This is a genomic window from Marinoscillum luteum, assembly GCF_044005705.1.
GTDB classification, from domain to species: domain Bacteria; phylum Bacteroidota; class Bacteroidia; order Cytophagales; family Cyclobacteriaceae; genus Marinoscillum; species Marinoscillum luteum.
The window spans coordinates 123,405-136,414 of record NZ_JBIPKE010000020.1 but is presented as its reverse complement, the minus strand read 5'-3'; the positions used below and the strand labels follow the sequence as shown (position 1 = coordinate 136,414).

Sequence of the window (13,010 nt, the reverse complement as noted above, 5' to 3'; positions counted from 1 at the left end):
GAAAATGTTTAGTCAAATCATACATAGGCCGGTTTTTGCCATTGTCATTTCGGTCATTATCGTTTTTGTAGGTTCACTGGCCATCAAACAGTTACCTATTTCGCAATTTCCCCAAATTGCCCCGACTACCGTAAGTATTTTCATTGCTTACCCCGGATCCAGTGCCGATGTGCTGGTGAAGTCTACACTGATCACCCTGGAAAACTCCATCAACGGTGTGCAGGGTATGAGGTATATGGCCACTGATGCTACCAGTGCAGGAGAGGCCACCATTAGTGTCATTTTCGAACCGGGTACGGATCCCAACCAGGCCGTCATTAGGGTGAAGACCAGGGTGGATCAGGTGATGCCGCTGCTGCCGGAGCTGGTACAGCGAGAGGGCGTCATTATCACTCCTATCCAGCCCAGTATGCTCATGTATGTCAACCTCTATAGTGAGGGCGAGGACATGGATGAGAAGTTTCTGTACAACTACGCCAACGTGAAAATGATCCCCGAAATCAACAGGATCAGCGGGGTGGCCAGGACACAGATATTGGGTAGCCGTACCTATGCCATGCGTATCTGGCTCAATCCGGATCGCATGCGGGCCTACAATATTTCCATCGATGAAGTGATGGAAGCCCTGGGTGAGCAGAGTATCATTGGCCGCCCGGGAAGGATCGGTCAGAGCTCCGGTATTGCTGCTCAGTCGCTGGAGTATGTGCTTACTTACAAGGGCCGATTCAATAAACCCGAGGAGTACGAAGGAATCATTATTCGTGCCAATGCAGAGGGCGAAAGCATTCACCTAAAGGACATAGGCTGGGCTGAGCTGGGTAGTGAGTTTTTCGATATCTACTCCAATCTGGATGGTCATCCTTCGGCCGCCATTGTATTGAAACAAAACTACGGGAGTAATGCCAGTGAGGTGATTGAAGATGTGAAAGCAAAGCTGGAAGAGATGAGGGCTGATTTTCCTCCCGGAATGGATTACAAGATCAGCTATGACGTCTCTAAATTCCTGGATGCCTCTATCGAGCAGGTGACACATACGCTGCGTGATGCATTTGTGCTGGTAGCCCTGGTGGTATTTCTCTTCCTCGGCGATTGGCGATCTACCCTCATCCCGATTCTGGCCGTTCCGGTATCGTTGATCGGAGCCTTCTTTGTGATACAGATGTTTGGGCTTTCCATCAACCTGGTTACGCTCTTTGCACTGGTACTGGCCATTGGTATAGTGGTGGATGATGCCATTGTGGTGGTGGAGGCCGTCCATGCCAAAATGGAAGAAGAGAACCTGTCGCCGTACAATGCGGTGAGGAAAGTGATGGGGGAGATCAGCGGAGCCATCATCGCCATTACCATGGTGATGGTATCAGTGTTCCTGCCTATTTCCTTCATGACAGGTCCCGTGGGTACCTTTTACCGACAATTCTCCATCACCATGGCGAGTTCCATCGTGATTTCGGCCTTGGTAGCGCTCACCCTCACACCGGTGCTCTGTGCTATTCTGCTGAAAAACAACCACGGACAACCGCGTAAGAAAAACCTACTGAACAAGGTGTTGGATAAGTTTAATAGCGGGTTTGACAGGCTGACCGGAAAGTATACAGGTCTGCTGCGCGTGATCGTGAATAAAAGGGCGCTCACTTTCGTGATCCTGTTCGTCTTTGGTCTGGGAATCCTCTTTGAAAATCATATCCTGCCAGCTGGTTTTATTCCGAGTGAGGATCAGGGCACCATCTATGCCATTATCCAAACCCCTCCCGGGGCTACATTGGAAAGAACCAATCAGGTGTCTCAGAAACTCCAGAAAATTTGTGAGGAAATAGAGGGTGTGGAGTCCGTGTCTTCTTTGGCGGGCTATGAGATCATGACCGAGGGGCGGGGCTCCAATGCAGGTACCTGTCTGATTAACCTGAAGACCTGGTCTGAACGTGAGCATTCCGTGACGGAAATCATGGAAGAGCTGGAGGAGAAATCGAAGGGCCTCGGGGCCATTGTGGAGTTCTTCGAGCCGCCGGCCATCCCTGGTTTTGGATCTTCCGGTGGGTTCTCCATGCGATTGTTGGACAAAACCACCGATACGGACTATCAGGAGTTTGATAAAATCAATAAGCAGTTCATGGATGATCTGAGCAAGCGACCTGAGCTTACCGGTCTGTTTACCTTCTTCGCTGCGAACTATCCTCAGTATGAGTTGGTGATAGACAATGAGCTAGCCATGCAAAAAGGGGTTTCGATCGGGAGCGCCATGGAAAACCTCAACATCCTGATAGGCAGTACCTATGAGCAGGGGTTTATTCGTTTTGGACGTTTCTTCAAAGTATATGTCCAGTCTGCTCCCGAATTCAGAAGACTTCCTTCTGATATCCTGAAGCTCTTTGTCAAGAATGATCATGGGGAGATGGTGCCTTATTCTTCATTTATGAAAATAGAGAAGAAGCAGGGCCCCAATGAAGTGACCCGATACAATATGTACAATTCGGCAGCTATCCGTGGATTGCCCGCAAAGGGGTATACCACTGCTGAGGGGATTCAGGCCATCCGTGAAGTGGCCAGCGAAACCCTGCCTAAGGGCTACGACATTGCCTGGGAGGGACTTTCATACGATGAAGCCAGAAGGGGGAATGAGTCCCTTTACATCTTCATTATCGTTTTGGCCTTTGTTTATCTGGTGCTGGCAGCGCAATATGAAAGTTTCATTCTGCCCCTGGCTGTGATCTTTTCACTTCCGGTAGGGGTGTTTGGTTCCTTTTTCATGCTGAAGCTGATGGGACTTGACAATGATATATATGCCCAGATCGGATTGATCATGCTGGTAGGTTTGCTGGGAAAAAATGCCGTACTGATCGTGGAGTTTGCCGTGCAGAAGCACCGACATGGAGCCACCATTTTTGAGGCGGCCATTGAAGGTGCGAAGGTCCGTTTCAGACCGATTTTGATGACCTCATTTGCCTTTATTGCGGGATTGATTCCATTGGTGATAGCTACTGGAGCCGGAGCCATTGGCAACCGCACCATTGGATCCTCTGCCCTGGGCGGGATGTTACTGGGAACCATTTTCGGGGTAATCATTATCCCGGGCCTTTATTACATTTTCGGAAGTCTGGCGGATGGTCGTCAAATGATCCGTGATGAATACGACAGGCCTTTGTCGGAAGTACCTCAACACAAAAAATCAAATGAAAATGACCACAGCGCTTAGTAAAACGATTTATAAATATTTAGGAATAGCCTCTTTTGTGGTAAGTGTTACGGCTTGTACTCCTGACCTGGCGATGAAAAAAACCGCCAATACGGCACTTCCTGAGGCTTATAAAAGTTCTCAGGACACCACCAATACGACTACCAGAATTAATTGGCGGGAGTATTTCACCGATCCAAATCTCATCGCACTGATTGATACAGCCCTTAATAACAATCAGGAGCTGAACATCACCCTGCAGGAGATCGAGATCGCCAGAAATGAGGTCATGGCAAGGAAGGGAGAGTACCTGCCCTTTGTGGGGCTGGGAGCCGGTGCTGGCGCTGACAAGGTAGGTCGATATACGCGAAACGGGGCATTGGAAGCCAACAATGACATCAAACCCGGCAAGGAGTTTCCTGAGCCGCTTGGCGATTTCATGGTAGGGGCTTATGCCACCTGGGAGCTGGACGTCTGGCGAAAGCTGCGCAATGCTAAAAAATCTGCTTATACGCACTACCTCTCTACTGTGGACGGCAAAAACTTCATGGTTACCAACCTCATTGCCGAGATTGCGAATTCTTATTATGAGCTCCTGGCACTTGACAATCAGCTGAGGATCGTGCAGCAGAACATAGACATCCAGAGCAATGCCCTGGAAATCGTGAAGCTGCAGAAGGAAGCGACCAGGGTGACAGAGCTGGCCGTGCGACGGTTCGAAGCGCAGGTGCTGGACACCAGAAGTCTTCAGTACGGCATTCAGCAGCAGATCATAGAAACTGAAAACCGGATCAACTTTCTGGTGGGTAGATATCCCCAGCCTGTACTCCGAGATTCGGAGGTTTTCATCGGGCTGATGCCTGATAGTATTCAGTCGGGCATTCCGGCACAGCTACTGGAAAACCGCCCCGATGTGCGGCAAGCAGAGCTGGAGCTGGAATCAGCGAAGTTGGATGTGAAGGTGGCCAAGGCCAGGTTTTACCCGGTTGTTGGGATCACGGCGGGTATCGGCTACCAGGCGTTTAACCCTACCTACCTGGTGAAAACACCCGAGTCACTGATCTATTCGCTGGCGGGAGATCTGGCAGCCCCGCTGATCAACAGGAATGCCATTAAGGCCACTTATTACAATGCCAATGCGAAGCAGATTCAGGCCGTTTACAATTATGAGCGGACCATTTTGAATGCCTACATAGAAGTGGCCAATCAGCTCTCCAATATCAATAACCTGAGGAGCAGCTACGAACTGAAAGAACGTCAGGTGCAGGCACTTACCGAGTCGATTGAGATCTCCAGCACACTCTTCAGGTCTGCACGGGCAGACTATATGGAGGTGTTGCTGACACAGCGCGACGCGCTGGAGTCCAGATTTGACCTGATAGAGACCAAAATGCAGCAGATGCACGCCTGGATCGATATCTACCAGGCCCTTGGTGGCGGCTGGCGCTAATCAGGTAGCTATTGGTTAACGTTTAAGGTAGAAAGCCATTTTGCATGACTGCAAAATGGCTTTTTGTTTTCATGCTAATGGGTATATCCTTCTCAATAGCAAACTATTTGTCCCTTGAGACAATGGGGTTGTGTACAGATGACTTTGTGAAACGGTTTGGAATCCGGTAACTTGTTAGAGCAGGTGTAAGTCATAAGCTCAGCTAATGAGTGTATAATATTTATAAATATATGTAATCGCATATTTGTCTATAAGTAATAAATCTTTAATCTCTCAAAAATGGAAAACAGTAAACATTCAGGTGCATCGGTAGGCGACATGAACGATGCAAGCAAATGCCCCTTTCATGGCGGATCATTGAAACAGGGAGCCGGTGGTGGTACTTCCAACCGCGACTGGTGGCCTAACCTATTGAAGTTGAACATACTGCGTCAGCACTCTTCTCTGTCCAATCCTATGGGTGAGGATTTTAACTATGCTGAGGAGTTCAAAAAGCTGGATCTTAAAGCTGTGAAGAAAGATCTGTTTGAGTTGATGACCAAGTCCCAGGACTGGTGGCCGGCAGATTATGGTCACTATGGTCCGTTCTTTATCAGGATGGCATGGCACAGTGCGGGTACCTACCGCATTTCAGATGGCCGTGGCGGTGCCGGATCCGGCACTCAGCGATTTGCCCCACTCAACAGCTGGCCGGATAATGCCAACCTGGACAAGGCGCGTCTATTGCTTTGGCCTATCAAACAGAAGTACGGCAAAAAGATTTCATGGGCAGACCTAATGATTCTGGCGGGTAATTGTGCGCTAGAATCCATGGACTTTAAAACATACGGTTTTGCAGGAGGCCGTGAGGATGTATGGGAGCCCGAGGAAGATGTGTACTGGGGATCTGAGTCCGAGTGGTTGGGAGACAAGAGGTACACCGGTGATCGGGAGTTGGAAAACCCTCTGGGAGCGGTGCAGATGGGACTGATCTATGTGAACCCCGAGGGACCTAACGGAAAACCTGATCCAATAGCTGCCGCACGCGACATCAGAGAGACTTTTGGCCGCATGGCCATGAATGATGAAGAGACCGTGGCACTTATCGCTGGCGGACACACATTTGGCAAGACACACGGAGCTGCCGACCCAGGCAAGTATGTGGGTCCGGAGCCTGCTGCGGCGGGCATAGAAGAGCAGGGGCTTGGCTGGAAAAATACATTGGGTAGTGGGAGTGGAGTCAACACCATTACCAGTGGTCTGGAAGGCGCATGGACCACCACACCTACGAAGTGGAGTAACAACTTTTTTGAGAACCTCTTTGGATTTGAGTGGGAGCTGACCAAAAGCCCGGCCGGAGCACACCAGTGGAAGCCCAAAGGTGGAGCTGGAGCGGGTACTGTGCCAGATGCACATGACCCATCGAAAAGCCACGCCCCATTTATGCTGACTACTGACCTGGCCTTGAGAATGGATCCAATTTATGAACCCATCTCCCGACGGTTTTATGAGAACCCCGACCAGTTTGCAGATGCTTTTGCAAAAGCCTGGTATAAGCTGACGCACCGTGATATGGGGCCTCTGGCGCGCTACCTGGGGCCTGAGGTGCCTTCAGAGGAGCTAAGCTGGCAAGATCCTTTGCCCGCCGTGAAGCATAAACTGGTGGATGATAAAGATATCGCTGCACTAAAAGGTAAAATTCTGGATTCCGGCCTCACTGTGTCACAGCTGGTGGCTACGGCATGGGCCTCGGCTTCCACTTTCCGGGGCTCGGATAAGCGTGGTGGAGCCAATGGCGCACGCATTCGTTTGGCACCGCAAAAGGATTGGGCGGTGAATAACCCTAAACAATTGGCGGCAGTGCTCCAGAAGTTGGAAGGAATCCAAAAGGAATTTAACAGCTCCCAGTCAGGGAAGCAGGTGTCTCTGGCCGATCTGATCGTGCTGGGTGGTAGTGCCGGCATAGAGCAGGCGGCTAAGAATGCCGGTCACTCGGTTACGGTACCATTCACTCCCGGGCGCGCTGACGCCACTCAGGAACAAACAGATGTAGAGTCGTTTGCCGTGCTGGAGCCAGGCGCAGATGGTTTCCGAAATTATTTTGAACCGAAACATCAAGCCTCTGCAGAGGAAATGTTGGTGGATCGTGCACAGCTATTGACGCTGACTGCTCCTGAAATGACTGCTTTGGTAGGAGGGATGCGTGTGTTGAATACGAACTTTGATCAGTCTAAGCACGGGGTATTCACCAAACGACCTGAGACCCTCACCAACGACTTCTTTGCTAACCTGCTGGACCTGAGCACCACATGGAAGGCCACATCAGCTTCAGAAGCTGTTTTTGAGGGACGTGATCGTGCCACAGGGGCTGTGAAGTGGACAGGCACCCGGGTAGACCTGATCTTTGGTTCTAATTCTGAACTGAGGGCCATCGCTGAGGTGTACGGATGTGCGGATTCTGAGGAGAAGTTTGTACAGGACTTTGTAAAAGCCTGGACCAAGGTGATGAACCTGGATCGTTTCGATCTGGCGTAGATTTCAGAAGAGATTATCGTACTATGGAATGCAAAAGGTGACCAGGAAACTGATCACCTTTTTTGATGCCATGGGGATTGAGAAGCGATCATGCCAAGGGGGTCTGTTGAGTCTTTCTGCCTGGTTTGACAGGTGAATGACGCTTTTGATTACCCTTGGGGCTCTATGTGGATGGATACGTGGCCTAGCGTGGGGATCTTTTCACACAGGGTGTCTTTCAGCAGGTGAGCAAGATCGTGGCCTTCAGTGACGCTAATTTGACCATCTACACGGGCATGTAGATCTATGTGATATTGCATGCCGGCTTTTCTGATCAGACACTTTTCTGTGCTCAGGATCCCTGGAACCGTCAGGGAAACTGCTCTGATTTCTTTTTGGAGGTCATCATAGAGGTGTTCATCCATGATCTCACCGAGGGCAGGTCGGAAAATCAGGTAGCTGTTGTACAAGATGAAAGCAGAGGCGACAAGTGCTGCCCAGTCGTCGGCGGTTTCATAGCCCTTGCCGAAGATGATGGCGATGGAGATACCAATAAATGCGGTCACGGAAGTAATGGCGTCACTGCGATGGTGCCAGGCATCGGCGCGAAGCGATGAGCTGTTGGTTAGCTCACTCTTTCGTATGACGATGCGGTAAGAGACCTCCTTCCATACGATGATGCCGCCCAGTACAATCAATGTCCAGGGTTGGGGCACCTTATGGGGTGTTTGGATGTGAAGAATGCTTTCGTAAGCAATGATGGTGGCAGAGGTGACCAAAAAGGCCACCACCAGAAAGGTGATAAGGGGCTCTATCCGACCATGTCCGTAAGGATGGTTTTCGTCGGCGGGCCTGCGGGCATACTTGAGCCCGAAGAGTACCAGCAAGGAGGAGAAGATATCAGTGGTAGACTCAATCGCGTCTGCTATGAGCGCATACGAATTGCCAAAAAAACCGGCCAATGCTTTGATGATCGCAAGGCTGGTGTTACCAATAATGCTGAAATAAGAGGTTTTGATAGCTGTTTGCTCGTTGTCCATGCCGAGTATGGTTCCCACACGGTGCTCCATGCACAGCGCGCCTCGAAGCTAAAGTATTTCAGGTTTTTTAATGAAGCTTTTTCCCGGGTATTGGGTAAAGAGCTGGGCTGTGGCTTTCCAGGCCAAAATTTCGAATGCCATTAGAGGGTGACCATTAGAGGCTTTGTTCCCAACAGTGTACCTTATTCATCTCTCAAGGCCTCCACTGGGTTTTTTGTAGCCACTTTGACCGATTGAAGCCCAATGGTAATCCAGGAGATGAGTAGTCCTGCCGCACCGGCCAGAGCGAAGACCCAAAGATTGATGGATGTTCGGTAGGGGAATTTGGACAACCAGGTATCCACGAAATACCAGGCAATCGGGCTGGCAATCAAAAAACCAATCACTATCAATTTGGTGAAGTCTCTGGAAAACAGTGTGACGATTTGCAGGACACTTGCACCCAGCAGTTTTCTGATACCTAATTCTTTTGTTCTTTTCTCTGCGGAGAATATCGCTAAACCATAGAGTCCGATACAAGCGATGATCAAAGCCATAAGGGTGAAGGCATTCATGATTCTTTTTACTCGTTGTTCGTTTCTAAAGCTGTTTTCAAACTCCTGATCCAGAAAGCTGTATTCAAAAGGGAAATATGGATCCATATTCTTAACCTCATCTCGTATGGAGGCAACAAGTGCACTCATCTCATTGGTCGAATGGATTGCATTGGGATCGATTCGCAGAGAAAGCACCGATGGGCTTGTGCCACTATCGGGAAGGTATTTGTTGTCAATGTGATAGATGACCAGGGGTTCAACCTGATGTTTAGGACTTTTGTAATAGAAATCTGCGGTCACGCCTATCACTTCCATTTTCTGGCCATTGCTATAAATGTACTTCCCCACGGGAGACTCTTTTGAATAGTCTTCTGGAGTTCCCCAGCCTAGCATTTGTACCGCTTCCGCATTCAAAATCACTGAATGATGAAGGTCGGTAACCATCGTTTCATTAAAGTTGCGCCCTGTGATGAGCGCTACATCCAGTAAATCAAGATAAGGTGCATCCACTTTCATTCGGCTTACCTCCATTTGATCCTTGTCCATAAGCCTCGCACTTATGAGGTTTCCACGCATGACGTTTGGGGGTGACTGATGGGCTTCTCCCACCAGTTGGATGCCGGTCTGGCTCATCAATGTGTTTTTTAGTACCTGGCTATCTGCGCTGAATTGTTCAACATTATGCAGTTGAAGTACGTGCTCTTTATCGTACCCTAGATCGAACTGTGTCATATAATTCAATTGCCTGGCGATAAACACCGATCCAATGATCAGGCCGATGGAAATGGTGAATTGGAATACAATCAATGCATTGCGGATGCCTTTTCCGCTAATTCCCATGCTCAAGATACCCTTCATGCCATTGGCGGGTTGAAAAGAAGAAAGATAAAGGGCAGGGTAGCTCCCGGCCAGGAGTCCAAGAAAACCACAAAAAACGATGATGGTGATCAAAACGATCGGTTGTGATAGCTGCTCGAAAAGGTTGATCGATTTACCGGAGAAGTGGTTGAAACTGTCCAGGAGTACGCCTGTGAGGGCAATACCTACCAGTGTACTGATGACGACAAGGAAGAAGGCTTCAAATAGAAACTGTGCAATGAGTGCCTTTCGTTGAGCTCCAAGGGCCTTGCGAATGCCCACCTCACGGGCACGGTTGGAAGATTGAGCAGTGGAGAGGTTCATAAAATTGATACTCGATAGTATCAAAATTAATAGCCCTATGGCCGTAAATGAGGCAATGGTGCTCCGCTGACCCAGCGGCCCCAGAATGTTTCCCATCGTGTTGGACCCTAAGTACACATCGCCGATGGGCTGCATGAAAAGATCCCATGATTTATTGTCCGCATGCAATTCGTCAAATGTGAGCCCGAAGATTCTTTGCAAGGTGCTGGCTGCCCATTTGGGAGGGATGGTTTTGAGTGCGGATTCCAGCTGTGCTGCATCAACGCCTTTTTTGAGCAGGGCATAGTTTGCAAAAGCCGTCCACGTCCATAGTGATTCGTTTTGTGTGATGTCAATAAAACTGGCGGCAGAAGCCACCATATCAAACTGGATATGTGACTGATCGGGAATGTCTTCAATAATGCCACTGATCGTGAAATTCAGCGGTGTGTTATCCTCTTCTTGCCGGCCTTCCAAAATTGTGCCGCGCAGTTGAAGGGTTTTGCCTAAGGCTGATTCTTTCCCAAAATATTTGATTGCCGCTTTCTCAGTGATGACGATTTGGTTGGGTTTGGAAAGGGCAGAGGATTTGTCACCCTCAACCATAGGGAATGAAAAGATCTTAAAAAAATCAGCATCAGCGATCAGCAGGTCGTCTTCCAGGAAACTGTTTGGTTGACTGGCTTCATCCAGTGATGTTACCACAAATCCTTCGGGGTGCAAGATCCTGGTAATGGCCTCTATCTCCGGTACATCGGCTTTTAGCGCCAGCGCTACATTGGGGCCTGTTGTGGGCATTTGGGAAGCCCAATCCCCCCAAATCATGGATTGATTGATGCGATAAATTCGATCCGATTTTTCATGGAAGGCATCGAAGGCATACTCGTAGTGCACATACAACCCGACCAGCAGGCAAACCATCATTCCTACGGACAGACCAATTATGTTGAGTAAGGTGAAACTGGTTTTTCTTGTGGCCATTCGCCAGCTCACCTTCAGCATGTTGTAAATCATAGGTGTTTCAATAATTCATGGCTGTTTTTCAATAATGGTGCCAAGGCAGCGAAACCTCTCTAAGCGGTTATTGAGTGCTTTTTATGCAATCAATATACTGTTTATTGTCCGAAAATGACCAGTCCGACTTTAAAAACGGCCACTTGAGGGATTGGAGTATTGACGTTTCACGGGAGCTTTGTCTTACCCTTCGACGGATGGAATAGCGTATGTGGGCATAAAAGGACTAGCGGAGGATTGCTTCGTCCCGATAGTCATCGGGCCTCGCAATGACGGTACGTTGTATTACGTCATTGCGAGAAGCGACCATAGGGAGTGCCGAAGCAATCTTCCTTCAGTTGGAGCTTCCCATCTGATTTGCCAATTGATTTCTTATCGAGAGTCTGCTGAATTATAGAAGTAAACACGTAAACCTTTCAGAGCTTTACGTCGGATTGCTTCACCCGATAGTCATCGGGCCTCGCAATGACTTCACCGATTATCATTTGCACGTGAGGGAAGGGATTGGTGAGCAATGATTTCTCTGGGAGCTTTGTCTTACCCTTCGACGGAGCTCAGGGTGACAAAGCATTGGAAACTGGCGAGTCGCGGAATGGACGGGATGTCATGCAAATTATGTAATTGCTTATCGGCCGTCTCCCCTTTGATGAGCATAGGCATCCAGTAAAGATTCTCTTAATAACCGCTTTTTTATTCCATCAAGGGAAATTGGCATTACAATCAAACAAGCACTTAAGTAAAACTTGCCAGAATTTGTGTTTTTCATGAATTCCGCGCCAATGTTTGGAGTATTGTCAATTATTTGGTTTGCTAATATTGAGATTCCGATAAATTGAGATATACGTTGAATGGCAATAAGGGCTTTAGTCTGCCTAATTTCACTATTGGTAATCCCGCTTGTTTTCAAATCATTTTTAACATTCTTGAAATTCAAATTTTTGAAATCATGAGTGTCATAGGAGTAATATTCTCTTACCATTTCCTGAGGAAACTCATTGGACAAACCAAAAAGCAGTTGATCTTGGTATAAATTTAAATTCCCGGTTTTATTTTCAATATGCTTCCATTGAGTGAATTGAATGCCCTGATTTTGTTGAAATACTCTAAGCATTATGAAATTGCCATTTTGGTCGTATCCCTTAATGAAGTCAATTTCATCTAAAGGGATTATTTTCCCAATCTCGCTATCAATCCTGACGAATGGCTTTTGCGAAAAAGGGAAAGGGTTTAGCTCTAGCCACGTAACAACACTCTCTGCACCCTTTGATTGAAAGATTATACTGTTCCTCTGAGAGAATGCAATAATTGAATTTGTCAGAAGGAATAAATAAAAGACTATTTTCACTCTTTAAGTTTTTAATACCAGATACGGCCCCCCACTAGGTTTCAAATATCTCTAAAGTTTCGGTTTTATCCTGTCTCTGTAGGTTTTTTTACCAAGAGACTTAATTCACCCGATAGTTATCCGGACTCGCAATGACTTCACCGATTATCATTTGCACGTGAGGGAAGGGATCGGTGAGCAATGATGTCTCTTGGGAGCTTTGTCTTACCCTTCGACGGAGCTCAGGGTGACAAAGCATTGCCAACCTGCGTGCCGATTGTCATCTATGGTAGGTGGTTACAAACCACTGTGTTGAGGGATGGAATAACGTTGTGGGCATAAAAGGACTATCGGAGGATTGCTTCGTTCCTATAATTATCGGGACTCGCAATGACGGTACGTTGTAGTACGTCATTGCGAGAAGCGACCATAGGGAGGCCGAAGCAATCCTCTTGAGTTGAAGAGTAAGCTTCCCATCTGATTTGCCAATTGATTTCTTATCGAGAGCCCACTGAATTTATAGAAGTGAACATGAAAACCTTTCAGCTTTACGTCGGCTTGATTCACCGATAGTTATCGGGCCTCGCAAATGACTTCACCGATTATCATTTGCACGTGAGGGAAGGGATTGGTGAGCAATGATGTCTCTTGGGAGCATTGTCTTACCCTTCGAGGGAGCTCAGGCTGACAAAGCATTGCCAGCCTGCGTGCCGATTGTTATCTTCGGTAGGTGGTTAAACCACCGTGTTGAAGGATGGAAAAGGGTATGTGAACAATACATTAGGGACTAGCGGAGGATTGTTCTACGTCCCCGATTGTCATA

Annotated in this window: 6 protein-coding genes; 3 read left to right on the top strand and 3 right to left on the bottom strand. The window is 48.2% G+C overall.

Annotated features, from left to right (window positions below; all coding sequences use genetic code 11):
* Positions 1–4 precede the first annotated feature (4 nt).
* The 3 genes from ACHKAR_RS18615 to katG all read left to right on the top strand — a co-directional run bounded on the left by ACHKAR_RS18615 (position 5) and on the right by katG (position 7,133).
* Positions 5–3,190 carry an efflux RND transporter permease subunit gene (locus ACHKAR_RS18615; protein ID WP_159581186.1) on the top strand — a complete coding sequence of 1,062 codons (3,186 nt, stop codon included), beginning with the start codon at positions 5–7 and terminating at the stop codon, positions 3,188–3,190.
* Positions 3,174–4,619 (top strand): TolC family protein, encoded by a 1,446-nt coding sequence (locus ACHKAR_RS18610; RefSeq protein WP_395418920.1) that lies wholly within the window; start codon positions 3,174–3,176, stop codon positions 4,617–4,619. The genes ACHKAR_RS18615 and ACHKAR_RS18610 overlap by 17 nt, the downstream gene beginning before the upstream one ends.
* Positions 4,620–4,898: 279 nt before the next feature.
* Positions 4,899–7,133 (top strand): catalase/peroxidase HPI, encoded by a 2,235-nt coding sequence (katG, locus tag ACHKAR_RS18605; protein WP_395418919.1) that lies wholly within the window; start codon positions 4,899–4,901, stop codon positions 7,131–7,133.
* A gap of 149 nt (positions 7,134–7,282) precedes the next feature.
* On the opposite strand, the gene ACHKAR_RS18600 is transcribed toward katG, so the two are convergent.
* The 3 genes from ACHKAR_RS18600 to ACHKAR_RS18590 form a co-directional block, all read right to left on the bottom strand.
* Positions 7,283–8,182, bottom strand: coding sequence for a cation diffusion facilitator family transporter (locus ACHKAR_RS18600; protein WP_395418918.1), 900 nt, complete (start codon positions 8,180–8,182; stop codon positions 7,283–7,285).
* 152 nt (positions 8,183–8,334) lie between these two features.
* Complete coding sequence (locus ACHKAR_RS18595; protein ID WP_395418917.1) at positions 8,335–10,863, bottom strand: ABC transporter permease; 2,529 nt, start codon at positions 10,861–10,863, stop codon at positions 8,335–8,337.
* Positions 10,864–11,488: 625 nt separating this feature from the next.
* Positions 11,489–12,208 carry a hypothetical protein gene (locus ACHKAR_RS18590; protein ID WP_395418916.1) on the bottom strand — a complete coding sequence of 240 codons (720 nt, stop codon included), beginning with the start codon at positions 12,206–12,208 and terminating at the stop codon, positions 11,489–11,491.
* Between the last annotated feature and the right edge of the window lie 802 nt (positions 12,209–13,010).